Source organism: Calothrix sp. FACHB-168 (assembly GCF_963889195.1).
GTDB classification, from domain to species: Bacteria; Cyanobacteriota; Cyanobacteriia; order Cyanobacteriales; family Nostocaceae; genus Aulosira; species Aulosira anomala_A.
Genome location: NZ_CAWPNJ010000062.1, coordinates 22,341 through 47,568 on the forward strand (window position 1 = coordinate 22,341; position 25,228 = coordinate 47,568).

The 25,228-nt window shown below is 40.7% G+C and carries 15 protein-coding genes, 4 tRNA genes and 2 pseudogenes; 12 read left to right on the forward strand and 9 right to left on the reverse strand.

The features are described 5' to 3' along the window. Nucleotides 1–253: 253 nt before the first annotated feature. Complete coding sequence (locus AACW45_RS30475) at nucleotides 254–982, reverse strand: Uma2 family endonuclease (RefSeq protein ID WP_190636904.1); 729 nt, start codon at nucleotides 980–982, stop codon at nucleotides 254–256. Between the two features lie 166 nt (nucleotides 983–1,148). Here AACW45_RS30475 and glcD point away from each other — a divergent pair, with 166 nt between their 5' ends. From glcD to AACW45_RS30500, 5 genes are all read left to right on the forward strand, one after another. Beyond that, entirely contained in the window at nucleotides 1,149–2,612 is a 1,464-nt protein-coding gene (gene glcD / locus AACW45_RS30480; protein WP_190636906.1) for a glycolate oxidase subunit GlcD, read from the forward strand. 345 nt (nucleotides 2,613–2,957) lie between these two features. Further along, on the forward strand, nucleotides 2,958–4,202 hold the full coding sequence (locus tag AACW45_RS30485; RefSeq protein ID WP_190636908.1) for a glycoside hydrolase family 10 protein: 1,245 nt from the start codon (nucleotides 2,958–2,960) through the stop codon (nucleotides 4,200–4,202). Continuing rightward, nucleotides 4,202–4,777 carry a hypothetical protein gene (locus AACW45_RS30490; RefSeq protein ID WP_190636910.1) on the forward strand — a complete coding sequence of 192 codons (576 nt, stop codon included), beginning with the start codon at nucleotides 4,202–4,204 and terminating at the stop codon, nucleotides 4,775–4,777. Before AACW45_RS30485 ends, AACW45_RS30490 begins: the two co-directional genes overlap by 1 nt. 372 nt (nucleotides 4,778–5,149) lie before the next feature. Continuing rightward, a complete protein-coding gene (locus AACW45_RS30495; RefSeq protein ID WP_190636912.1) occupies nucleotides 5,150–7,423 on the forward strand; it encodes a sensor histidine kinase in 2,274 nt (757 codons plus the stop codon). A 38-nt stretch (nucleotides 7,424–7,461) separates the two neighbouring features. Beyond that, nucleotides 7,462–7,533 (forward strand) — tRNA-Lys (locus AACW45_RS30500). Nucleotides 7,534–8,264: 731 nt separating this feature from the next. Here AACW45_RS30500 and AACW45_RS30505 read toward each other — a convergent pair. The 3 genes from AACW45_RS30505 to AACW45_RS30515 form a co-directional block, all read right to left on the reverse strand. Continuing rightward, the gene (locus tag AACW45_RS30505; RefSeq protein ID WP_190543048.1) at nucleotides 8,265–9,230 is read right to left on the reverse strand and encodes an isoaspartyl peptidase/L-asparaginase; all 966 of its coding nucleotides are present in this window, start codon (nucleotides 9,228–9,230) and stop codon (nucleotides 8,265–8,267) included. Nucleotides 9,231–9,262: 32 nt separating this feature from the next. Then, nucleotides 9,263–9,433, reverse strand: a complete 171-nt coding sequence (locus AACW45_RS30510; protein WP_096645391.1) for a DUF2256 domain-containing protein — start codon at nucleotides 9,431–9,433, stop codon at nucleotides 9,263–9,265. 412 nt (nucleotides 9,434–9,845) lie between these two features. Then, on the reverse strand, nucleotides 9,846–12,734 hold the full coding sequence (locus AACW45_RS30515; protein WP_242045797.1) for a sensor histidine kinase: 2,889 nt from the start codon (nucleotides 12,732–12,734) through the stop codon (nucleotides 9,846–9,848). Between the two features lie 181 nt (nucleotides 12,735–12,915). On the opposite strand from AACW45_RS30515, the gene AACW45_RS30520 reads away from it, so the two are divergent. Continuing rightward, complete coding sequence (locus AACW45_RS30520; protein ID WP_190636926.1) at nucleotides 12,916–14,058, forward strand: quinone-dependent dihydroorotate dehydrogenase; 1,143 nt, start codon at nucleotides 12,916–12,918, stop codon at nucleotides 14,056–14,058. A gap of 317 nt (nucleotides 14,059–14,375) precedes the next feature. Here the strand turns inward: AACW45_RS30520 and AACW45_RS30525 are convergent, their stop codons facing one another. After that, nucleotides 14,376–15,149: a hypothetical protein gene (locus tag AACW45_RS30525; RefSeq protein ID WP_190636913.1), complete on the reverse strand. Its 774-nt coding sequence runs from the start codon at nucleotides 15,147–15,149 to the stop codon at nucleotides 14,376–14,378. 794 nt (nucleotides 15,150–15,943) lie between these two features. Between AACW45_RS30525 and AACW45_RS30530 the strand changes: the two genes are divergently transcribed. The 4 genes and pseudogenes from AACW45_RS30530 to AACW45_RS30545 form a co-directional block, all read left to right on the forward strand. Further along, nucleotides 15,944–16,063, forward strand: a tRNA-OTHER gene (locus AACW45_RS30530). Nucleotides 16,064–16,090: 27 nt separating this feature from the next. Then, nucleotides 16,091–16,231, forward strand: a tRNA-OTHER gene (locus AACW45_RS30535). Between the two features lie 261 nt (nucleotides 16,232–16,492). Further along, nucleotides 16,493–16,616: transfer RNA gene (locus AACW45_RS30540), tRNA-OTHER, on the forward strand. 36 nt (nucleotides 16,617–16,652) lie between these two features. Next, nucleotides 16,653–17,402, forward strand: a pseudogene (locus tag AACW45_RS30545) (TROVE domain-containing protein); the annotation flags it as partial. A gap of 59 nt (nucleotides 17,403–17,461) precedes the next feature. Here the strand turns inward: AACW45_RS30545 and AACW45_RS30550 are convergent. After that, nucleotides 17,462–18,058 (reverse strand): hypothetical protein, encoded by a 597-nt coding sequence (locus AACW45_RS30550; RefSeq protein WP_190636915.1) that lies wholly within the window; start codon nucleotides 18,056–18,058, stop codon nucleotides 17,462–17,464. Between the two features lie 207 nt (nucleotides 18,059–18,265). Here AACW45_RS30550 and AACW45_RS30555 point away from each other — a divergent pair. Both AACW45_RS30555 and AACW45_RS30560 read left to right on the forward strand, forming a co-directional pair. Beyond that, a pseudogene (locus AACW45_RS30555) lies at nucleotides 18,266–19,102 on the forward strand (TROVE domain-containing protein); the annotation flags it as partial. A gap of 578 nt (nucleotides 19,103–19,680) precedes the next feature. Next, nucleotides 19,681–20,142, forward strand: coding sequence for a response regulator (locus AACW45_RS30560; protein ID WP_190636917.1), 462 nt, complete (start codon nucleotides 19,681–19,683; stop codon nucleotides 20,140–20,142). A 57-nt stretch (nucleotides 20,143–20,199) separates the two neighbouring features. On the opposite strand, the gene AACW45_RS30565 is transcribed toward AACW45_RS30560, so the two are convergent. The 3 genes from AACW45_RS30565 to AACW45_RS30575 form a co-directional block, all read right to left on the reverse strand. After that, on the reverse strand, nucleotides 20,200–22,323 hold the full coding sequence (locus AACW45_RS30565) for a hybrid sensor histidine kinase/response regulator (RefSeq protein WP_190636919.1): 2,124 nt from the start codon (nucleotides 22,321–22,323) through the stop codon (nucleotides 20,200–20,202). A gap of 610 nt (nucleotides 22,324–22,933) precedes the next feature. Further along, the gene (locus AACW45_RS30570; protein WP_199331274.1) at nucleotides 22,934–24,292 is read right to left on the reverse strand and encodes an ammonium transporter; all 1,359 of its coding nucleotides are present in this window, start codon (nucleotides 24,290–24,292) and stop codon (nucleotides 22,934–22,936) included. A gap of 512 nt (nucleotides 24,293–24,804) precedes the next feature. Next, complete coding sequence (locus tag AACW45_RS30575; protein ID WP_190636922.1) at nucleotides 24,805–25,128, reverse strand: YnfA family protein; 324 nt, start codon at nucleotides 25,126–25,128, stop codon at nucleotides 24,805–24,807. Nucleotides 25,129–25,228 lie beyond the last annotated feature (100 nt).

Sequence of the window (25,228 nt, forward strand, 5' to 3'; positions counted from 1 at the left end):
TTGCTATACCAACAAAGCCTGCCTTCGCAGGCTAAAAGTTTGATAGCCTGCTCAGGCAGGCTTCGTATTTCTAGCCCCACCCTTATAGGGTGAGGGCGTTTTTGCACATTTGGGATGCTCCCATGAAATCTGTACGGGCGGGTTTATAGATATCCTTACTGATTAACAATGATCTAAACAAACCCGCCCCTACTGTCAACGGTTAACAGCCCTCATGATGGATTGTGCAACTTAAAAGCACAATAGCTTATCTCTAAATATTTTCAGGATCTATACCCATAGATCTCAGCCTTTCTGCTAATAATTGAGCGCGATTTTCTGCTTGTTCAGCACGTTGTTTTTCTTGTTCAGCACGTTGTTTTTCTTGTTCAGCAAGCTCATCACCAGTTGCTAAAACAGCACCATTGCGATCGCACCAACGTAACCACATATCTTGTCTATTTTCAAATTTACCTTCCCAGAGAGTTACACCTAAACCAACTTGTTCTAACCAAGTTTCTGAAGTTTCAAAGTAGCGTCTGCCTCTTAATTCATAAATGCGCAATATTTTTTCTCCTAACTGTTGGGTAGGATCGTATACAATATAGTAACTAGCGCGCATTTGTTCATAAATATTCAGCTTCTTACCTAATTCATCACCTTCTTGATTAGAGACAATTTCAATTACTACTTCTGGTGGTTTACCAAAACGCCAAAGCATATAGCAGCGATTTTGTTTTGCCCACCAATTGTCAGGTACTTGTACATCTAAACTGAGAAAAATATCAGGGACAATTGCAGGTTGACCATCTGTATGGTAAATACCTACATTAGCTTCAGCTAAAAAAGTCTGCTGCTGTAGGGAAGTGTAAACAGAGGTAACTAAAAGGCGTTGTTGTTTGGCAGATGCGAAATTGTCCACAGGTGTATCATCTTCAGTAACTAACTGGTTGGCATCTGGCACATAGTAATCATCATTATTGATTAGAAGTTGCTCAACCATGATTTTATCCACTATTTGAGGGCATTATTTATAGTTTAGTTGATGAGATAGATGCTCCCAAGACGATCGCACTCAGGAAAACAATGCTAAAAATGCGATCGCTCTCCTGTAACTCCTGTCACAATATTATTTAGCATTACCAGTGCATCCCCATTACACAACACTTATGCTTACCCAACAACGTAACTGGAAACCAATCATTAACGCTTTTGAGGCTGTTCTTGGTAAAAATGGCGTGGTACAACGGCGCGAAGAACTCATCACTTATGAGTGTGATGGTTTAACCGGCTATCGTCAACGTCCGGCTATTGTTGTACTACCCAGAACTACAGAACAAGTTGCAGCTGCTGTTAAGATATGTAACCAATATTCCCTTCCCTTCATTGCGCGGGGTTCGGGAACTGGTTTATCTGGTGGTGCGTTACCGCTAGAAAATTCAGTTTTAATTGTCACTTCTTTAATGCGGCAAATACTCAGCATTGATTTAGATAATCAACGGGCTGTGGTTCAACCAGGCGTAATTAATAGTTGGGTAACTCAAGCTGTTAGTGGTGCTGGTTTTTACTATGCACCAGATCCTTCCAGCCAAATTATCTGCTCAATTGGCGGTAACATTGCCGAAAATTCTGGTGGAGTACATTGTCTTAAATATGGTGTGACTACTAACCATGTTTTAGGTTTAAAACTCGTGCTTCCCGATGGGGAAATTGTCGATGTTGGTGGACAAATTCCGGAAATGCCTGGTTATGATTTAACAGGTATATTTGTTGGTTCCGAAGGTACTTTGGGAATTGCTACAGAAATTACCTTAAAAATTCTCAAAAGCGCTGAATCAATTTGTGTATTGTTAGCAGATTTTACCAGTGTAGAAGCTGCTGGGGCTGCGGTTTCCGATATCATCAGTGCGGGGATTATTCCTGGTGGTATGGAAATGATGGATAACTTTAGTATTAATGCTGTAGAAGATGTTGTAGCTACAAATTGTTATCCCCGTGATGCAACAGCAATTTTACTCATAGAAATTGACGGTTTGGAAGTAGAAGTTGCCGGAAATAAACAGCGAGTCATTGATATTTGTAAACAAAATGGCGCTAGAAATGTGACTTCTGCTAGCGATCCAGAAACGCGCTTAAAACTTTGGAAAGGACGTAAAGCTGCGTTTGCGGCTGCAGGACATTTAAGCCCTGATTATTATGTGCAAGATGGGGTAATTCCTCGGACACAATTACCTTATGTGTTACAAGAAATTGAGGCATTAAGTCAGAAATTTGGTTACCGGGTTGCCAATGTTTTTCATGCAGGTGATGGGAACTTACATCCACTAATTCTTTATGATAATGCTATCTCTGGGGCTTTAGAAAAAGTTGAAGAATTAGGTGGTGAAATTCTTAAACTGTGCGTGAGAGTTGGCGGTAGTATTTCTGGCGAACATGGTATCGGTGCAGATAAAAAATGTTATATGCCTGATATGTTTAGTCAAGCTGATTTAGAAACAATGCAATGGGTGAGACAAGTATTTAATCCGCGAGGTTTAGCTAATCCAGAAAAGATATTTCCCACACCTCGCACTTGCGGTGAAGCTGCAAATATAGCAAATATCAAGCAATTTGATGGTGTAGAAAGGTTTTAAGAAATCATTTGTCATTTGTCATTTGTGTTTACTCATAGCCATAACTGTATGGTGGGTAATACTCACCATATTTAAATTTGGTAATTTCTAATTCAATACGGTTCAGTTAAGGATAATTGTAGCGAAACCCAACAAAGCTGCCTTGGTGTTGGGTTTCGTTCCTCAAACGCCACTTGCTTCAAGCCGGGAAACCCGTCCAACGCAGTGGCTCCCCAACCTACGCAGCTATTGACTTTATGTAATCACAAATTATTTTAGATATACATAAATAATCCGGATTATTGAATTTTATTTTGTAGTTATATATATTCCCGATATCTTTTGAAAAGTAAGTCAAACCTACAAATGAATCGGTTTGCCCGCCGTTATTTTTGTTACTGGCTGTGTTGGGGATTACTATTATTTATAGTAATATTTTCGCTTCCTTCTCAATCAGCTAATGAACCAAAATCCAGTCGTCCAACTACAACAGAAATTCGTGGGGTTTGGCTAACTAATGTTGCTAGTGGGGTGTTATTTATACCTTGGGGGATTAATCGTGCTATTAATCAACTTACAGCACTTAACTTTAATACGATTTATCCTGTAGTCTGGAATCGCGGACATACTTTTTATGATAGTGCAGTAGCTCAGAAATTTATAGGAGTAAATACTCAACCTTTCCTGAAATTCATGCATGGGGGAGATGATGTTTTAGCTAAGTTTATTAAACTGGCTAAACCTAAAGGTTTAAGTATTATTCCTTGGTTTGAATATGGGTTGATGACGCCACCTAATTCAGAATTAGCGAGAAGATATACAGATTGGTTAACAATTGGGCAAGCAGGAATCAAATCTGTTAATGAAGTTCCCCTAGAAGAAATTGGCAATAATCATACTACTAAGCAAGCTTGGCTAAATCCTCTACATCCGCAAGTACAGGAATTTATTCAAGAGTTAATTGTAGAAGTTGTGACTAATTATGATGTAGATGGAATTCAACTTGACGATCATTTTGGAATGCCTGTACAGTTTGGTTACGATGCTTTTACTGTTGAGCTTTATCAACAAGAACATGATGGTAAAAGTCCGCCAAATAATCCTTTTAACCCAGAATGGATGCGTTGGCGAGCCGATAAAATTACTGATTTTATGGCAGCAATTTATCAAGCTGTGAAGGCGATTAAACCATACGCTAAAATTTCTTTATCTCCTAATTCACAAGCTTTTGCTTATAAATATTATTTACAAAATTGGGAAGATTGGATTAAAAAGGGTTTGGTTGATGAGTTGATTTTGCAGGTTTATCGCGATGATAAAAATAGTTTTATTCGGGAATTAGAACAGCCGGCGGTGGAATTTGCGCGGAGTCAAATTCCGGTAGCAATTGGAATTACGACGGGAACTTTAAAAAATTCTGTAGATATCGCGCAAATTAAAGAACAGGTACAAGTAACGCGCGATCGCAAATTTTCTGGTATTTCATTTTTCTACTGGGAAAGTTTATGGGGTTATATCTCCCCAGAAGCGCCACAACATAGGCGTAGAGCTTTTCAAGAAATATTTACAGCCAAAGCAACAAGACCAATCCTACTACCAAAGAGAATTTGATGCTATTTGCACCTGCAAAAACTCAATTTAGCTTTACATTACAATGGGCGATCGCTACTTTTAGCGGTTTTGTGCTGAGTTTACTCTTCATTGAAATTGGCGAAAAGCCAGATGTAGGGATTTTACAAGCTTTTATTGGTTCTTTAGCGATCGCCTCAGCGCAAATGCTCATCCTCAAACACACTGGCTTTGCTGTACGCTGGTTCTTTTTCACCGTTAGCGCTTGGATGGCGATTCCGCTTATGGGTGTGGGTGTATTAGGTTGGTATGTCCCCACTACGCAATTTTTCCCCTCAAGAATCCTTGATAGTGCATTTTACGGCGTATTGGGCGGTTTAGTTTTAGGTATCGCCCAATGGTTAGCGATTTATCAATATATCCCTTACGCTTGGCGCTGGATATTTATGAGTGGGGTAAGTTGGGCGATCGCTTTATCTATAGGTTCGGCTATCGGTATGATTTTACACCAAATCAGCGAAATATTTTTAGGCGAAGTCATCGGTTTAGCGATCGCTTGGTTAGCAGTTGCTATCCTCACCGGAATGAATATGTATATATTGGTTAGTAGTCAGTAGAGACGCGATTAATCGCGTCTGTACAAGATTAATCGCGTCTCTACAATTATCATAAAGAATTATTGCAAATATTGACGATCGGGCTTGATTATACATACAATATGTGCAAAAATCTTAAGGAATTGTTAACAATCAAAACTCGATTCTCTTTTCACTAACCTGTTCATGCATTTCAGTTTTTCATGAAGAGGAAAAATTTAAGCTTACTTTTATAGGCTTTTCGAGATTTTTGATTGTCAATAGAAAAAGAAACAAAATACCCACAAATAAAGGCTGACAATCCTTTGCTGTAGGCGCTAAGGGGGATTTTTACTATCAGAAAAATTACGAGAGCGCCTAGATGAGTCAGTAACACCATACAGGGACTCTCGCATGAATATTAATCAATCCGAATCTATTGTAGAGATGAAACCACTATCACCGCCTTATTTTCTGTTCGGAACAAATGCGGATCAAAGTAGTAGCGAGCAATTTCTACTCAGCATATACGATTCTGGGCAAGCATCGATTTTTGTGGTGGATGTTCTTGAAGATGGGGATTTTCGCTATGTGGCGTTAAACCCGACTCACGAACGCTGGATTGGAATTCGCTCGGATGAACTCAAAGGAAAAAAGCCTGAGGATATTCTCTCACCTGGGGATGCGGTTAAGGTACGTCAGCATTACAGCGATTGCGTGCGGTTTGGTAAAACTATTTCCTACGAACAATGCTTGCAATTTCAAGGCGTGAAAACTTGGTGGAGTACGACTTTAACGCCCTTGCGAGATTCTAACTCAAGGATTTATCGCTTAATTGGCACTAGTAGTAATATTACACCAAGCAAACCAATAGAACGCAGCGATCGCTTGCTGCAACAAAGAGCGAAATTAGTAGAAGCGATCGCGCAAAGAATAGGTCAAGCTGAAGATTTAGAGACGATTCTCTCACAAATAGTTAAAGAAGCGCGGAATTTATTAGATAGCGATCGCGTTTTGATTTACCGGTTCATAGCTGATGGGGATGATGCGATCGTTGCTGAAGCTACTATAGCTGCTAGCGGCCCCTTATTAAATCAAAATATCACCGATCCTTGCTTTAGTAGTAAAAATCGCGATCGCTATCAACGAGGTGGGATTCAAGTCATTGAAGATATCTACGCAGCTGGGTTACATCCCTGTCAAATTGACTTTCTCGCCTCTTTGCAAGTCAGAGCGAATTTAGTCGTCCCCATTCTCTCCCAGCAACAATTATGGGGATTGTTAATTGCTCAACATTGCCATCAACCCCATCAATGGCAAGATTCAGAAATAGACTTACTTAAGCATCTGGCAAATCAAATTGGTATTGCCACCCAGCAAATAGAACTTCAGCAGCAAGTACAGCAACTTAAAGCTGAAATGGAGTTACAAAGGCATAACTATACAGCCCAGTTGCAGAAAATCCAAGCATTTCAACAGCTGACGCGATGGATTACAGCACAACTTCGCGACAATGTAGATATTAACCAGATATTAGAAACAGTAGTTGCAGAATTAGCTCAATTATTACAAAGCGATCGCTGTCATCTTGAACTTTACGATAGTAATTGCACCACAGCAACCATCGTCTATGAGTACAGCAATAGCCCACCCTTTTGTGCAGGATTAACAAAATCAGTTGCAGACTTCCCCGAAATTTATCAAAAATTATTGCAAAAACAACATCTGCATTCTGTAGAAATTTTACCGGGATGGCAACCCCAAATCCGGTTAATTACGCAGATAGCTTACCCAATATTGGATGCTCAAGGAACGATTGGTAATCTTTGGGTGATTCGCGCCACACAACAACCATTTGATGAATGGGAACAGGAAATAGTGGCGCAAATCGCCAATGAATGTGCGATCGCTCTACGTCAATCGCGGTTGAATGAAACTATCCAAACCCAAGCGCAAGAATTAAATAAAAGCGATCGCCACAAAAGCGAATTTCTCCGCACCCTCGCCCAAGAATTGCGTACACCCACCACCAGCATTAGCCTCGCAGCCCAAACCCTAGAAAGTGTCCTCACAACCGAGAAATTAGCCGATAAAGACATAGTTTCCCAATTATTGCAGATTCTCCATAGCGAATGTGGCAGAAGTAGCAAATTAATCAAAGACTTACTGACACTTACCCAAACCCAAACCCCACTCGATCGCCATACCCTCATCCCCATCGATTTACAAACCTGGCTACATCCAATTATCGAATCCTTTCGCGAAGTTACAGCCTGTCAGCGTCAGCATTTAAAACTGGATATTCAAACAGCACTCCCACCCTTAGAAACAGATATCACCGAATTAGAGCGCATCGTCACCGAACTTTTGAGCCATGTCTGCAAATACACACCAGCAGGCGAGACAATTACCGTATCTGCATACTTGATAGCAGATATGATGCAGATTAGCTTCCACAATTCCGGGTTAGAAATATCTGCCAAACAACAAGCAAAAATTTTTCAGCCGTTTTATTACCTGAGCAAAAACGATTCTTGGAAACATAGCGGAACTGGGCTAGAACTAGCATTAGTCGAGAAAATGGTGAAACATTTAGGCGGTGCAATTCAAGTAGAAACTGTAGCTGGAGGAACTAGCTTTATCGTGAAATTCCCGACAGCCGAAAAATTGCTTCGATTTGAGGACTAGCAAAGCCGCCAGCCATTTGCTATAATCACCTGTTGTATGGGTGACTAGCTCAACGGTAGAGCATCGGACTCTTAATCCGCTGGTTCTGAGTTCGAATCTCAGGTCACCCATCACCTGTAAGTTTTTTCACTAGTTAAATAGCGATCGCACTTTCTCCTATAGCTATTCTCATTTCCAGCAATACAGCAGATTGCTAGTTGGTGAAGTACAGATTATATCGTTGATTGTAGGGGCACTGGCACTGCCATGCCCTGAAATCTGCTGTATCTGTAGGGACAAGTTATTCAAGATATATCTATTTCAAAGCCAGACGTTTGGTACTGTGCCCTGACTGCGTCGATAATCTAATTGGTGCTATTTTTTGTAATTAACCAGTATCAAAGACTCGTTAACCAGCCTCAAAGACTCATTAACCAGTATCAAAGACTCGTTAACCAGCCTCAAAGACTCATTAACCAGTATCAAAGACTCATTAATCAGCCTCAAAGACTCATTAACCAGTATCAAAGACTCATTAATCAGTATCAAAGACTGGTTAATCAGCCTCAAAGACTCATTAACCAGTATCAAAGACTCATTAACCAGTATCAAAGACTCGTTAACCAGTATCAAAGACTCGTTAACTAGTATCAAAGACTGATTAATCAGTTTTATCCTCAAAGTTTTGATTAGTTATCAGGAGTCAGATACCCAAATTGTTTAAAAAGTCGGGTATCTTGTGGCACCGCAACTGTTTTGCTAGTTCTTTTTCAGCTAGTTAACCATCAAATATTAAAGAGCCAAGATTCATGAATATCTTGGCTCTTGTACTGTTAGTGATAATTACTGAATTTCAAATAATTCAATCAGGATTAACGATAGAACCGACATTTGTCGCTACTGGCAATTCTAACGTATCGCCCAGCTTGTAACCATCATGGTAGGCAGCGAGTAAAACTTGGCTGGTTTTACCCCAAGCGATCGCGCCAGTTGCATCCAGTGCGATCGCGCCAAAATCCCGTTGATTGTCATCGGCTTCGGCAAATGAGCGTTGCATCGCCTCTTGCAACGACATTCCATCAGTTACACGCACAACTATTTTGGCGGCTAGACATTCATCAATAATATCTTCCCCAATTCCTGTACAGCTGACCGCAGCTTTAGTTGTGGCATAATTACCCGCAGGCATAGCCGAATCGCTCACTCTACCAATGCGCTCAAAGCCTTTACCACCAGTAGAAGTACCAGCAGCTAATCTACCATAAGTATCTAAAGCTACTACACCGATAGTGCCGCGTCCGGCATTACTGCTTTCCACAAGTTCTGGCTCGGCAACCACTCCAGCCATTGTACTTTTAAAATTATCCTGCCGTTCCTGTATCCATTCTTGCAACCGCAAATCAGTCAAAGCATTATAGCTAGGAATTTGTAACTCTCTTGCCAATTCTGCTGAACCGTAATCTGACAGTACCCTGTCTGGAGATGTTTGTAAAAATTGTGCCAACTGGATCGGATTTTTTACTCGCGAGACATTAATGACACCACTAAAGCGTCGTAATGTTCCATCCATTAAGGAAGCACTCATGCGGATTTGCCCATCAGATTGCAGTACCGAACCAGTACCAGCATTAAAGCGGGGATTATCTTCTAATAATTGGCAGCCTAGCACCACAGCCTCAGAAGCATTTGCTCCCGAAGCTAGCAGAGAATACACTTCCTCTACCACTTGATAAAGCGCTTGGCGCACCGCCTCCACTCCACCTTTTCCGTGTAGTGAACTCCCAGCCCCTCCATGAATAATTAATTTTGGCTGCACCTGTAACTTCATATATTGTTTGCGCTATTTGCGTCTCGGTGGTGTTAGTTTGAGTTGGTTTTATTTTTAACTTCAGAACGCCGACGGCGGCAACGTTCTGAGCAGTATTTAACTTCGTCCCAGCAATCTTGCCATTTCTTGCGCCAAGTAAAGGGACGTTCGCATACCGGACAAATTTTGCTAGGCAAGTCAGATTTAGAACTTGTACGCCCCATGTGAATACTGTGCAGATAAAAGAAAAAATGCGAGAGCGATGGAACAACATTATAACTAAATTGTTACAAACGGAGGATACTTTTGCCAAATAAATGTGGGGTGACTCCCCCTAGAGGGTGATTTCCCCTCATTCTGCCGAAAGATTGCGGCAGATTTGGGGTATTTGAGACTCTCTATCAATTGTCAAAGCCCTGATTTAGAGAGATTTTAGTGGTATTCCCGCGATTTACATCGAGAAAAATCTCAGTCAATGTCAGGATTTGCTGGTAGTAAAAAGTCTGCAAATTTGTGGGTTATACCCCTCACAAATCAAGTTAAAATATAATGTTGTTTTAATAACTTAAAAATAAAGTGTATCTACGTAAATAGCTCCCCGACTTCTTGAAGAAGTCGGGGAGCTATGTTTTGAGTTCAAGAATTTGCTAAAGGCAACAATAAACGGCTGACTATGCGACCATCTTCTAATTGATAGAAATTTAATTCGCCTTTCATTTGGCGGCTAAAATTTTTGCAGATGAGTAAGTGCAAACCCGGAGGTTTATCGAGGCTAGATACAGCTAAGACATCTTGAGGTTGAGTTTGATTGAGTTCTGCTAGGATCTGTGGTGCGATTTCGCCGTTATCGGTAATCGAAATATCTACCATACCTTCTTGTAAACGGCGACACCAAATATCAACTCTACCGCCAGATGGAGAACGGTGACAGGCTGTCAGCAATAATTCATGCAACAGTAGTTCGACTTTTACCATGTCGCCAGCGATCGCCATTGCGGATCGATCGGCTAAGGTTTGAGTATTCTGCAAATCTGTAGCAGTTTTGTTCGCGTCTTGATTGGCGTCTGACGATCCTAAACCATGTACACCAATCCACAGCTTATTTTGTTTGAGTAAATTATCTAATCTAGCGATCGCTCTTTTCAATAAACTGGCTATGGGTACAGTTTCCCATTTTACTTGTAATTCCCATTGCTCATGTTGAAGCAGGTGAGCGATCGCAGCTGTTGTCTGCTCTAATTGTCGCAGGATTGGCTGGGTGCGTTTATCTTTAATTTCTGGTGCATTCATCCCCAAATCGTTGAATTGGGCGATTAATGGTGTAGTTGCTTTGTAAATTTCTTCCAAACTGCGGTGCTTATACCAATTGAGTTGTCGTAAATCCTTGGTTGTCGCCGCTAGAAGTTGCGTAATGTCCTGTTGACGCTGTAACCAAGCCAGTTGAAACACCAGAGTTTCCGCCGCACTCAGGCTTTGTTCTGACCAATAACGTTGTCGATGATCGGCTAAAATGACTACGCTGGTAGGTTGACTATATGTGTAAGTACGTAACCCTATTAATAAAATTTGACCAATATCATAACCAGACAACCAATTTCTCGTTGGTGGCGGTAAATCATCTATAGTTAGGCTTAAGTAACTTTCTTGGCTGATTGTCCACTGAATTAGCGCTTCAGTGTGGATAGGAATTGATGTATTAACAACCACCTCAAATCCCTCATTGGAGACTAATCCAGGAATGATTGTGGCGCGATCGTTACCAGGCGACCAAGACAGCATAATTGCCAAGGGACAATTGACAACAGCTGCAATTTGTTGCAGTGCAGTGCGCTCTAAAAGATATTCTCCTGTCTGCGTTGTTTGATTCTGATTTTGTCCCAAAATATCCAAGCATTGTTGAAAGCTTTGCAAAATAGTTTTTTGCTGCTCGTTACTGCCTTGTAGTTGCCATTGACGAACAATCACACCAACTTGTTGACTGACAATCCACAGCAGTTCCTTTTCTAAATTCGTCCATGAACGATATTTTTCATGAGCAACGACGACAAGGGCTGTAGGCGAACTACCTTGAGCGCAGTTGCAGATTAACAAGGAATGCACGCCATTTTCGCTGAAAAAGGGACGCCAGTTAAAAAATCTTAAATCGTCGTCTAAATTCTCAATTTCGACGGCTTCTGTAGCTCGTTGCAGTAGCTGTCTATCTAAATCTTTGAGTGCATTGAGAGTATATGCCAAAGGTCGGCGATTTGAAACTTGGCTTTGGTGGAGAATTTGATAATGATTTTGATCGGGATCGTAGCGCAACAATAAAAAGCGGGTACTAGCTAATCGCTCTAAAACTCGCTGGGCGCAGATGTGTAGTACTTGTTGTAAGTCATGCTCACCATAAATAGCTTGAGCTACTTGACTAGTTAACTGAGCATCGGCGCGAATTTGGCTGATGGTAGCTTCCATGTTTTCCGTGGGAGCTGTTAAAGAGATGAATCCCGCAGCGCTTTGAATAAAATTCTTGTCTGCATCAGTCCAGATACGCGGTTGATGGCCTTCTACTGCTAAAAAACCCAGCAAGTCTTTTTGACAAATGATAGGAGCTGCTAAAAGCGATCGCACTCGCAGCCGTTGTAGTAGTTTACCGGTAACATGAGTGTTAAGAGAACTACGGGATTCACCAATCCAGACAATTTGATTGACTGCTAAAGCATAATAAAATTCCGTCAAATCTTGGGCAGAAATTCCTAGTGGTGGTTGACCTGGCGCAGCAGCATTGCGGCTAGGATTGACCAGCTGATTGCTCGTCCGACACCAAAAGGAGCGTCCTTCGCGTTGAAACCAATAAATATTTGTCCTTGAGGGTGCAACAAATTGATGGGTAGCTTCCACAACTGTTTCTAGTTTTGCCTCAAAGTTAGTTAAAGAGCGTAAACTATCTAGCAATCGCAACAAAGGCTCATCAATGCGCTTGGCTTGCTTTTGTTGTAAATCTATCTCGTATTGATAAAGTACTGCCCCCAATTCAGCTAATACTATCGATAATCTGGCCTTAGCATCTCCACCCAGTAAAAAGCCCCAATTTTGGGAACCGAGTAATACTAAACCCAAACATCGGTCTCGATAGCGAACTGGTAAAATTACCGTACCTTGGATTTTAAATTTTTTTGCGACTTCTTTTAATGTTTCTGCCCGATGTTCAACTCTTAAATCTGCTAATCCCAACGGGCGTTGTTCAATTACGACTTGTTCTAATAAATCGCCAGGACTAAGCACTAGGCGCTGATATAAAAAATTACTTTCTTTTGTCGGCGTAATTCCGCCTTTACCGAATAATGTATGATTCAGGCGATCGTAAAGAGCAATCCAAATTAGCTGGTAATCGAAGTGTTCCCTAATATAAGCAATAGTGGTTTCGATTAAAACTTCAACATTATCTTCTTCCCTGAGTTGTTGAAGGACACGCCCCAAGGAATGTATCTGTTTTTCAGCAGCTATCGATTTTTCTGGCGGCCCCATCTGTTTATTATGCAACATACTTGTAATATATAAGATGCCCAGAAACGCACCATGATACTAACTGGCGTTTAAAAATAGCATTGAAAAATTAGGGGAGATAAAGAATTTTTTTGGAAAATAATGTTAACTGTTGACTGTTGACTGTTGACCGTTGACTGTTGACAAGCAACCAACGCCCCATCCCCCCACCCCAATGGATATGGATATTTATCAATTAGCAATTAGACCTGTTTTGTTTAATCTGCTCAAAACAGATCCAGAGTGGTTACACCACAAAACAATTAATACTCTTAGCTGGCTTTCCCAAACAAGCGATCGCCCCCCTGCTAGCTGGGTGAAACACTTCCTTGAGCAGTCATTATGTTTATATGACCCCCGTTTAGAACAAAATCTCTTTGGGTTAAACTTTCCCAACCCCTTAGGTTTAGCAGCTGGGTTTGACAAGGATGGTCTTGCTACCCAGCTTTGGTCAAGCTTTGGTTTTGGTTTTACTGAATTGGGAACGGTAACATTTGTTCCCCAACCAGGCAATCCTCGTCCCCGGTTGTTTCGCTTGCCTTTAGACCAAGCTGTCCTCAACCGCATGGGCTTTAATAATAGCGGTGCGGCTGCAATGGCGGCAAGATTGACATCAGGGAAACAAGAATTAAACCAGCGCATACCTATAGGTATCAATTTAGGTAAATCTAAGGTTACCCCCCTGGAAGATGCAGCAAATGATTACCTGAATAGTTTTCGTTTACTGCAAAATTGGGGAGACTATTTTGTTGTTAATGTTTCTTCTCCGAATACGCCAGGGTTGCGATCGCTCCAAGATGCAGCCATGCTCGGCTCTATCTTAGATTTATTGCAACAAGACAATAAAACACAAAAGCCGATTTTTGTCAAGATAGCACCTGATTTAGAATGGGAAGCGATCGCGGATATTATTACTCTGGCTCATACATATCAAATTGCGGGTTTAATTGCCACTAACACCACTATTCGCCGAGATTTGCTGAAAACCCAAGTCATTGCCAAGACTGGTAACCCTGTACAAGCAGAAGCTGGTGGAATTAGCGGCGCACCATTACGCGATCGCTCAACCGAAGTAATTCGTTTTATTTGGCAGCAAACCCAAGGGCAATTGCCCATTATTGGCGTTGGTGGTATCTTTTCCCCAGAAGATGCTTGGGAAAAAATTACTGCTGGTGCAAGCCTAATTCAAGTTTACACAGGCTGGATTTACGAAGGCCCGATGATGGTACGCCGCATTCTCACAGGTTTACTTTCTAAGTTAGAAGAAAGCGGATTAACTTCTATTAATGCTGCTGTTGGTATAGCAGCAAAAGCTAAAAATTGACAAGATTTAGCAGTAATGATTTTTGTAAGTTTGAGTTGTGATTTATATTCCAACTCAAACTTACGCATTCCAGAAATGGGCTAATATATCCCATCTGAAAAGTTCCTCACTGTTAACTGTTGACTGATTGTTGACTGATGAATGATATTTTTCCCTTGGCAAAAGCAAGACAAAATTAAGTAGCTAAATAAGTGGGCGGGAATAAACCAAACTATGTACTTTACGTAAACATATTTGAAACCCTTACCAATGACTAATGACTAATGACTAATGACAGTCCTAGCCATTGGTCTTCAATTACGCCAACTTACTTAAGTTTAACTTTTATCTTCTTCGTCCAAAGGAAAAAACTCTTTATTTCTCCGGGAAAATGACCAAGCAATACCATCAGGATCGCGGCTACGACTCCATTCAGGAAAATCAGGATCGTTACGCCGTTTATATACCGTACTGGAATAAACATTTAATCTCTTAGCCAGTTCTGATTGAATCAGAGAGCCAAAAACTAACTGTTTTTCCAAAGGTACTGTAACCGCTGCATGAGTTACCGGGGGTAACAATTCAGCTTCAGTTTCTACTGCTAGTTCTTCTACTTCTACTTCCGCTGCTTCGGCTTCAGGCTGCGTCTGTGGTAGCGTGGGTGCTAATAATACAGGCTCAGTTGGGACAAAAGATTTAGCCGGAAGTTCTTTAACTGGTTCGCTACTTTCGAGTATGCTTCCCAAAATGGTTGCATTGATAAAGTAATAAACCAGATTGCCATCTTCCAAATTCTGAATACTCGCACCAAATTCGCTGGCTTTTGTATCTAGGTAACGTTTGGCGACTGTTCCCGAAAAATTACCCTTAATTGCCAAGTCCATTGGCGTGACTTTACCTTGATTGTCCAGAACTAGGCGATTGAAAATTGGATTAACTTGCGCACACCAGTTTTGCCATTGACGCCATTGCCAAAGATTAAAGCCGGTTAGCAAGAAAATCAAAGCTAGCAGAAATTTCCAAGTAGTTACCAGGAAAATAATCAAAAACGAGATGGGCAAAAGCAGAACGAGAAAAGCCTTCCCGCCGCCTTCTAATGTCTTTTCACTCATGCTCATTGCTGACAAGTGAATTGTAAAAAAAGAAATAACTATTATCTTGGCAAAAATTGTGACATTTTTTTGTATATTTTGGCAAAGTCACGGCAAATTTGTTGGAAAAATATAACATCAATAATTTTTATACACTGTAACCAGACTGAATAATTGACAAAATATCCAGGCTATAGTGACGTTAAATCAGGCTTTTTGCCAAAAAAAGCAGTTTTTGCCGTTAGCAATTATTGGCAAAAACATATACTACAGTGTTTATCTATACTTCGCTGGATAAAAGCAATCCTAGAGAGAAAATTATCTAGGACTTACGCAATGTCATATATTTTTCATGCTTTTTGTCAATGGTCAATAGTCCATAGTCCAAAAAGCCGAATTTTGACCATTGACTTTTGACTTTTGACCACCCTTGTGAGGGTTTTTGTGTTCGGTGCGTAAATCCTATTATCTTTAGCTGGGATTTCGAGAAATGGGATGAAAAAGGCTGTAGTTGTAACTTGCTTATTTGTGTAGGCAATCAATTACAAAATTAGCGTCCGAGATACTTGACACTTTATACTACATATATTACATTAATAATACAAGGCGACATTCCCAAAGGAGTAAGCTTTTAACTGTTAACCGTAGCGGATAGCTCAAATACCAGAGCGCCCACCTTGCCCGTCAGGGCCGACATATCGAGGGTTATCGCAAATTACTTAACAACAAAAATCCTTGATTATAAGTTCTGGAGGTGTAGGTGAAAATCCTGCTCCGCTACAATCAAACCTAATTTTTAATTTTGAATTTTTATGTGGTGGGTAGCCAAGTGGTAAGGCGCTTATCCTTATTCACCTTTTGCCTGCAAAGGCCGACGAATTGAGGGTTATCGATTTAGGTTCGAGCGATCGCAGGTTCGACTCCTGCCCCACCACCAACAATCTAATTTTGAATTCTTACATGGATGGGTAGCTCAATCGGGTAGAGCGTTGAATGGGTTAACACCCATAGTCCTTGGTTCACAACCTTGCCTGAAAAGGCCGACGAGTTGAGGGTTATCGTCAATTCAAAAGTTGCAGGTTCAATTCCTGCCCCATCCGCCAAAATCTAATTTTGAATCATCCGAAAAACTTAGTACAAGTTCTGAATTTTTATGTGGATGGGTAGCTCAATTTGGTAGAGCGTTGGATGGGTTAACACCCATAGTCCTTGGTTCACAACCTTGCCTGAAAAGGCCGACGATTCGAGGGTTATCATAACTTCAAAAGTTGTAGGTACCCTCCGGGAAGCCGCTTCGCGTCTACAAATCCTACCTCATCCACCAAAATCTAAAATCTAAAATCTAAAATCCAAAATTCTGTATGTGGCAGGTAGCTCAGTGGTAGAGCGCCTAAAACATCCTTGTTCACCCCTTGCCTGCAAAGGCCGAAGAATGAGGGTTATCGCCTTCCAAGCGGGATGTAGCAGGTTCGAGTCCTGCCCTGCCACCTTTCATTTTGCCCGCAAGGGCCGGGAGATGAAGTTATGAATTATAATTTTTTTACTAAAAAGAAAACTAATACACCGCAAACTCAGCCTATCCCCGGACGGGAAGCAGAGATGATTCAAGGACGTTCCGGCGGCTATATGTTTGATGCGGGTATTTGGAAAATGCTGCGCCGTTGTCTGTTGATTGGTACAGCTAAAAGCACTTACTACGCCGGAAAGCAGGAATTAACAGAAGATTTTGTTGCTGTTATCAAACAAGCTGTGGCGGAAAATCCAGGGCGGGTTGCTGAGGAAATTCTCTATGCTAGCGATGGACGCGCCATCAACAACAGTGCGCCAATATTAGCATTAGTGCTGCTATCGATGGGTGAAACACCAGAAGCTAAAAAAGCGTTTGGTGAGATATTTGGGCAAGTTGTACGTACAGGTAGCCACTTCTACGAATGGCTGAACTACACCAAATCTCTGCGCGGATTTGGTAAGGTGGTGCGCGAAGCTGGGAAAACTTGGCTATCGCGGGAAGATGTTAAAGGTTTGGCTTATCAATTATTGAAATATCAACAGCGTCAAGGCTTCTCTCATCGAGATGCATTGCGATTATTCCATGTCAAACCACCTACAGAAAATCACCGCCAATTATATGAGTGGGTTGTCAAAGGTTGGGAAGATTTACCAGCCGATATCCCTTCAGAAGCGTTGGCGCAGATTTGGTGGTATGAATGGCTCAAGCGTAATCCTAGCGAAACTCATACAGCGATCGCACAAGGACGGCTAACTCACGAAATGGTTAAGAGTGCTTTAGATGTAGCAGTTGCAAAATTAAATAGTGAAAACTAAAAAGATTCTTATATCCATTCATTTTTAGGAGGAATTAAACCTAGTTTTTGATTTGTTATCGCATTTTCTCCATATAATTCAGTCATGATTTTATCAGCATCATAGGCTGCATCATGAGGATTTTCTCTAGCTTTTCCAAAGTAGTCCTTGATTCTTCTCCCATTTTGCCAATGTGGAACACGAGCCATATATTTTACAATGCCTTTGTGCTGATAAAGTCTTACATAACGAAATCCAGTTGGATTTCTGACTAGACGATCCTTTGCAATATCCATGTCAAATACTGTTGCTTTTCTTTTATGAGGACTGTTTCTAATCTTCTGGACATTACAAGCTATATGACTGAAGGTCACATTATCTAAGTTAAAATATGCTTCTTTTGGGTCTTCAGCACAAGACCAAGGTTTTTTATGCTCAATACTGAATTCATCAGATTCAGTTATTTCTTCACCACATTGCCAACAAATGTTTTCACCTGTCTTTTGGACATATTCAAATAAGAGCATTTTAACTAATTTTCTTTGTGCCGAAGACTTATGCATTCCCAGCTTATCAAAATTCCTATCAGATAGGCGTTTTGCACTTTTTTTAGATGGAGATGTCACTTTTTATTAAAAAATAAATACTGATTGTTTATGGAAGCCAATTCTCTCATAAAAATCAAATCATAGCAAATATGCTGATGTTAATGAGATAAGAGCATTAACAAACAAGCAGCATTATTGTATGGTTTAAAATATCAGACATCACATTTTTTTAAAAGGAATATGTTAGCAAATTCTGAGCGCAGAAAATACACAATAAATGATTTTTTAGACAAATCTGCTTGGCAGTTACTCTTCCAAGAAATGCCCATTGGCGCAATGCTGCGTAACCTTGGTTCTTTGACAGAATTGGGTGTATTACGCGCTGATGAAAGTGCTAATATTTTGCGAGTAGAAAGCGTTCTCAACAAGCAAGAACATCTGCGTAAAGGTCGTATACATCCGATTGATGTTTTAAAAGCTTTGAAAACTTATCAATCTGGTGGGAAATTAGGACGCAGCCAGAAAACATGGGAACCAGTACCTCGGATTGTAGACATTTTAGAGAAGGCGCTAGAACTATCTTTTGATGTTGTACAGCCCACAGGTAAAGTTTTCATGCACGCTGTGGATGTATCTGGCTCTATGTCTTGGGGTGTGGTTGATTCAGTTGGCTTAAGCTGTTGTGAAATTGCGACGACAATGGCGCTAGTCACAGCCAAAGCCGAGAAAAACTACATGATTCGTGGCTTTGCAACAGAATTTAGAGAATTAGGTATCACTGCGAAAGATACTTTTAGTTCTGCACTAAAAAAAGCTAGCAATCAAAACTTTGGTGGTACAGATGCTTCTGTAGCTTACGACTGGATGATTCAAAATAAGTTCAAAGCCGATGTCGTTTGCTTTTGGACAGATAACGAGTCATGGGCTGGTTATAAGCATCCCAGTCAAGCCTTGGCGCAGTACCGTGAGAAGGTGAATCCCAATGCTAAGGCAGTGTATGTCACACTAGCACCTTACAACATTACCTTAGTAGATCCAAAAGATCCCCTATCTTGGGATTTAGCAGGGTTCGATCCAGGAACGCCTCGCATCATCCAGATGCTAGCTACTGGTGAACTTTAAAATGGGGCATGGGGCATGGGGCATTGATTAACTCTTTTGCTCCCTGTGCTTCCTCTGCTCCTGTGTTCCCCTTAAATTTTGAGAATTTATACATGGCGGGTTATCCTGGTTCGCAACTTGCCTTTTAGGACGAAGAACATAGGGTTATCGGTTTTATCTCCACCATTGTGGGGATAGCGGGTTCAATTCCCGCACCCGCCTTTAAACGTTTAGACAATACAAAACAGATCTCAATACTGCTCGGTTAAGGCTCTGCGAAACCCAACAGAGCTACCCAAATGTTGGGTTTCGTTCCTCAAACGCCACTTGCTACCCTGCGGGAACGCCTCCGGCGAACAAGCCGGGAAACCCGTCCAACGCAGTGGCTCCCCAACCTACGCGGGTTAAGGTTTTTGAGCTTAACCGAGCAGTATTGAAACATATCTACATGTTGCATTGAGCAAAAAAATATTTCACCGGGTAGATGTCTAATGTTGTGGTAGCTTGTTGTTAGATTCCCAAGAGGCAGTTAGATTATAGCTGTCTCTTGGGAGTTCCTCCGTAATTGATGCAGGCAACTAAGGAGGCGCATTTTCAAAATGACAAGTAACGCTGACGATTCGCATCTCCAAGAAGATACAAAAGGCTTTCAATCTCTAGATGGCTTGCGAGTTTTATTAGTAGATGATAATGAAGATAGTTTGATTTTAACTACGTTTATCTTAGAAAACGCTGGCTTGAAAGTACAAACAGCAATGTCTGTATCTCAAGCTTTGGAAACAATTAAGCAATCAAAATTTGATATTTTAATTTCTGATATTGCCATGCCAGAAATGGATGGTTATTCTTTAATTCGCCAAATTAGAGCAGGTAGCATTTCTGAACAAAAGGATATAATAGCTATTGCTTTAACTGCTCTTAGTTCTGATGAAAGTCGCAGCATAGCTTTAGCTGCTGGGTTTCAAGGTTATGTGAATAAGCCTGTAGAACCGACAGTTTTATTAGTAGAAATTAAACGATTGATGAGTACAAATAAAATTATTCATCAATCACATCAATAAAAAATATTCAGAGCGATCGCCTACATTAAACGACTGCCCCTATTCTCAAATTAGCATTCATGAGCTAACAAGTTTCACAATAGCTGCAACTAATTCTTCAGGGTTTACAGGTTTAGGTAAATGAACCTGAAAGCCTGCTTGCATTGCTTGTTGGCGATCGTATTGTCGCGCAAAAGCAGTCAGTGCGATCGCGGGAATTTGTCCCCCTTGTTCTGAACTCCAAGTTCTCAGTTGGCGCAGTAAGGTATAGCCATCCATATCAGGCATACTAATATCGGTGACTAATATATCTGGCTTTTCCTGTTCTATGGCTTGTAATGCTGCTAATGCAGAAGATGCTGTTCTCACCTGTGCGCCATCTTCTTCTAAGACAAACGCCACAAAATCTAGGGAATCTGCATCATCGTCAACGAGTAAAATTTGCACCCCAGCTAGGGACAAAAACTTAGATTTTAAGTCTGAGGAAGAATCTTGTGCTGCGATTAAATCTTGATTTTCGGTTTTCGCTAGCGGTAAATTTACAGTAAAAGTTGCACCTTGATTTTCGCCTTGACTCAGTGCTGTCACTGTACCGCCATGCATTTCTACTATATTCCGAACAATTGCTAAACCTAAACCTAAGCCGCCAAATCTTCTCGTAGAACTGCTATCTGCTTGACGGAAGTAATCGAATGCATAAGGTAAAAATTCAGAGCTAATTCCTTTACCTGTATCGCTGACGATAATTTGAGCATAGCCATCAGCCTTGCTCAAGCGTACTTCTATCCTACCGCCGTTGGGAGTAAACTTAACAGCGTTAGAAAGTAAATTCCAAACTACTTGTTGCAAGCGAGTTGCATCACCTAATACTGGCCCCACATCGGCTGTAAATACTGTACTCACCTGAATTGACTTGGTTTGTGCAGCTACAGACATTGTTTCTATTGCAGCCCAAATGATAGATTCTAAGTAAATATTGGTAACATTTAGTGTTAATTTACCTTGTAAAATTCTGGAGATATCCAGCAAGTCCTCAATGAGTTGCAGCTGTAATTTCGCATTACGTTCTATTGTTGCTAGAGCTTGCAATTTTTTTTCTGGTTCTAAGTTGCTAGTTTGTAACAACTTTGACCAGCCCAAAATTGCATTCATTGGCGTGCGTAGTTCGTGAGAAAGTACTGCGAGAAATTCATCTTTAATTCGATTCGCTGTTTCTGCTTTAGCTCTGGCTGCTTGTTCTAATTCTAGTAATTCAGCGCGCTCTTGTTGGATCTCTTTTTGTTCATGAATATCTGTAGAAGTGCCAAACCACTTAACTACATAACCTTGGTTATCTTTTAAGGGTAAACCTCGTGCTAATTGCCAACGATAGGTATTATCAAATGCCCGTTTAAAGCGGTATTCTGTTTCATATAAACTGCTATTGCTGATAGCATTTAACCAAGTTTCAGAAGTAATTTGTACGTCATCGGGATGCAAGGCAGCTACCCAACCAGAACCTAAAGATTGTTCTATTGTTAGCCCAGTATAATTACACCAATTTTGATTAAAATAATCACATTCACCGTTAGCATCAGCTGTCCATACAAGTTGAGGAATAGCCTCAGCTAAATAACGATAGCGTTCTTCGCTTTGACGCAAAGCTTCTAAAATGCGTTGGCGTTCTGTGACTTCTTGCTGGAGTTTTTGGTTAGTTTGAACAATCTCGTTAGTACGAATATTGACTAACTCTTCTAAATGATTTTGGTATTTTCTCAGTTCGGCTTCGATTTTTAAGCGCTCAGTTATTTGTGTTTGCAGTTGTTGGTTAGCTTGTTCTAATTGAGCCGGACTAGGAAGTGCTAAAGCTTGGGGAACTAAAGGAACAAGTTGTAAGGCTGTAAATAAAGATATAGTTGCCGTTAAGGCTTTAATTAATCCTGATAGCCAGTAAGTTGGATGCCAAAGCGTCCAAATTTCCATGAGGTGAGTAGTGCCACAAGCTACAATAAATCCACTAAAAAGCAGAAATACCCAATGGAAGGGAAGATCCTGACGCTTGTTAACGAAGTAAAAAAGTGTTGAGGGAATTGAGTAATAAGCGATCGCAATAACTGCATCAGATAGGATGTGTAGCCAAACTAAATCCGTTTTCCACAGATAGCAGTGCCCATGCGGGATAAAAGTTTCGGAACTAAACAAGATATTCCATAATTCTGACATACAAGCGTGGACTCCCTTACCCTTGAAAGCTCTGTCATCGCTGAATTCTCACAGCTAGCACTGATATTATTGTCATCTATTCCCGTAAGAACTATCAAAAATATCTTAAGGTTTAAATGCTGCTATGGAAAAAGCAGCTAACTGCTACATCATATCTAGATAACATTTCAATGGAGCATGAAAGCGCATACACACTATCTGCTAAGAAACGTTGTGGTGATTATTGTATATTGCTTGAGATTGACTAGAAGGAATTTATTTTCATTTACTAGGATGTTGATAATTTAGCAGCTAATTTAATGACAGCGATGGCTAATTGACTATTATTTAACTGGGGAAATGGCAGAAATTAGGCAATTTTCAGAGCGCAGCCGATAATTAGAGGCTGTTGCTTCTGCTGTTTCTGTTTACATAACAATAGGATATTTTTGATTGAGAATTCTCTGAACTCGATAAAAACTTAGCCATAAAAATTAACAAATAACCCTCTGAAAATTACCTAGTATATCAGGCAAAAATTCAGAGGGTTGAGAATTACTGAGATACAGTTTATTACGCTTGATAGTCTATCGGACTTGCAGAGAAGATTAATAGTAAAGTTACCTATTGGCTATGAAACATTAATGCGATCGCTAAACTCGGAGTTGTAACCTTCTTCTCCATGTTCGTTAATATCCAAACCTTGGTATTCGGCTTCTTCTTTGACGCGCAAACCAACTGTGGCTTCAATAATCTTCAAAATGATCCAAGTACCTACCGCCGCAATTACATAGGCAATAATAATAGCTACTAGTTCAACTCCTAGTTCGCTAAAATTGCCCTTGAGTACACCATTTTTACCAGATGAGTTGACTTCTGCAGTGGCGAAGATTGCGGTTAAAATTGCACCAACTGTACCGCCAACACCATGCACTGGGTAGGTATCTAAAGCATCGTCAACTTTTAATTTGTGTTTGAAGCTGACAGCATAGAAACAAACAAAAGCAGTAATGAAGCCAATTAAAATCGCTGATAAAGGTGTAACAAATCCGGCGGCTGGGGTAATACCGACTAACCCAGCGACGGCTCCGGTAGCTGCGCCTACGGCGGTAGGCTTACCGCGTAAAGCTGCTTCCAAAATCAACCACATTAAAGCGCCTGCTGCGGCTGAGGTATTGGTGGCGACAAAAGCTGTTGTGGCTGCATTGGTGACGAAGTTTCCAGAAGTTCCACTAGCAATAGATAAGGCACTACCAGCATTAAAGCCGAACCAACCAAACCACAGCAAGCCCGCACCCAACAAGATAAAAGGAACGTTGTGCGGTGGGCTGAGACGATCGGGATGGCTTTTACGAGGGCCAAGAACGATCGCGGCGACGAGAGCAGAAACGCCCGAACTAATGTGAACTACTGTTCCACCAGCAAAGTCAAGCGCACCCAAACCACCATACAAGCCTAAAAATCCACCTTTAGCCCAAACCATGTGGGCTAAGGGAGTATAAATAAAGGTTGACCATAGCAGCACAAACAAAGCATAAGCTTTAAAGCTCATGCGCTCGGCGATCGCTCCAGAAATTAAGGCTGGGGTGATAATGGCAAACATGGCTTGATAAATCATGAATGCTTGGTGCGGTATTGTCCCTGCATAGGAAACAACCTCAGGCGGGTTGGAGCCTTGGAGATAACCAGTCACATCCAAGCCAACGCCATTCAAACCTAGCCACTGCAATCCACCAATAAATGGCGTTCCTGGGGCAAAGGAAAGGCTATAGCCCCAAAGAATCCAGGTAACTCCAACAATGGCCATTAACACAAAGCTCATCATCAATGTGTTGAGGATATTGCGCGATCGCACAAATCCACCATAGAAAAATGCTAATCCTGGTGTCATCAACAGCACTAGTGCTGCTGAAATCAGCATAAATGCTGTATCTCCAGTATCAGCTGTCGGTGGAGGAGTAGCTGCCGCTTGGGCTAAAGCATCGCCCATGAGCGGGACTCCCAGCAGTAATAGGGTTATCACCCCAATCATGACAACTTTCTTCAACACTTTTTTGTCCCCGATCGCCTAGATAGTTGATTTCCTTCTCCAAATGAGAGTACTTTTTTATACTCTATATTTCTTTGGGCTATCAACTTTAGTTATTTAGAAAGGTTAATAGAAATATAATACTAATTGCCTATGATAAATATTGAATAATCGTATAAAGATACAATAATTACATTTTTATATTCGATAAATGTAATTTATTTTCTCAATTTTTTTTAGTTTTTTATGGTATGGTACATTACCTCTTCACAGAGCAGTTACTACTAATCAGTAATAAATCAGAAATATTCTCATTAGTCTTAACAGCAAAATCAATTATTTGGGTAGTAATTTTGATTGCTCTTACCTATAAATACTGCCATAGCTATACTCAATAACTCTGAAAATAATTAATTGTTCATATCTCAATACCAGTCTCTACAATAATGTCCAAATCAGTCAGCATCGGATTTCTATATGCTGCGTCCATACATAATTACAAAGACACTAATCAAGCTAAAAAATGCTCCTATTAAATCATATATATCTGGAGCTACAGCGTCTACTTTCCATCCCCAAAGCATTGCCATCACTATAAATACACCACCATAAGCAGCATAAACTCTGCCAAAATTTGCAGGTTGAAGGGTGGCGATAATTCCATAAATAGCTAAAGCTATTCCACCACATATTCCCCACCAAATAGGTTTACCTTCCCGCAACCATAACCAAATTAAGTAACCACCTGCTATTTCAAATAAACCAGCCCAGAAAAAATAAACTAGAGACTTAATCACTGGAGTTTAGACTAAACACATGACAAAGTAACTCAGGATAACTGAGTGACAAGCTTTACACCCAAAAATGGAAAAATCAACGAATTAAGTAGATTGTGGT

Excerpts from the sequence above, each read along its gene's own strand:
- AACW45_RS30515 (WP_242045797.1), bottom strand. The coding sequence starts at position 12,734 with ATGTTGCATAATAAACAGATGGGGCCGCCAGAAAAATCGATAGCTGCT.
- AACW45_RS30510 (WP_096645391.1), bottom strand. The coding sequence starts at position 9,433 with ATGGGGCGTACAAGTTCTAAATCTGACTTGCCTAGCAAAATTTGTCCG.
- AACW45_RS30495 (WP_190636912.1), top strand. The coding sequence starts at position 5,150 with ATGAATATTAATCAATCCGAATCTATTGTAGAGATGAAACCACTATCA.
- AACW45_RS30520 (WP_190636926.1), top strand. The coding sequence starts at position 12,916 with ATGGATATTTATCAATTAGCAATTAGACCTGTTTTGTTTAATCTGCTC.
- AACW45_RS30570 (WP_199331274.1), bottom strand. The coding sequence starts at position 24,292 with ATGGGCGATGCTTTAGCCCAAGCGGCAGCTACTCCTCCACCGACAGCT.
- AACW45_RS30560 (WP_190636917.1), top strand. The coding sequence starts at position 19,681 with ATGACAAGTAACGCTGACGATTCGCATCTCCAAGAAGATACAAAAGGC.
- glcD (WP_190636906.1), top strand. The coding sequence starts at position 1,149 with ATGCTTACCCAACAACGTAACTGGAAACCAATCATTAACGCTTTTGAG.
- AACW45_RS30475 (WP_190636904.1), bottom strand. The coding sequence starts at position 982 with ATGGTTGAGCAACTTCTAATCAATAATGATGATTACTATGTGCCAGAT.
- AACW45_RS30505 (WP_190543048.1), bottom strand. The coding sequence starts at position 9,230 with ATGAAGTTACAGGTGCAGCCAAAATTAATTATTCATGGAGGGGCTGGG.
- AACW45_RS30525 (WP_190636913.1), bottom strand. The coding sequence starts at position 15,149 with ATGAGTGAAAAGACATTAGAAGGCGGCGGGAAGGCTTTTCTCGTTCTG.
- AACW45_RS30565 (WP_190636919.1), bottom strand. The coding sequence starts at position 22,323 with ATGTCAGAATTATGGAATATCTTGTTTAGTTCCGAAACTTTTATCCCG.
- AACW45_RS30490 (WP_190636910.1), top strand. The coding sequence starts at position 4,202 with ATGCTATTTGCACCTGCAAAAACTCAATTTAGCTTTACATTACAATGG.
- AACW45_RS30485 (WP_190636908.1), top strand. The coding sequence starts at position 2,958 with ATGAATCGGTTTGCCCGCCGTTATTTTTGTTACTGGCTGTGTTGGGGA.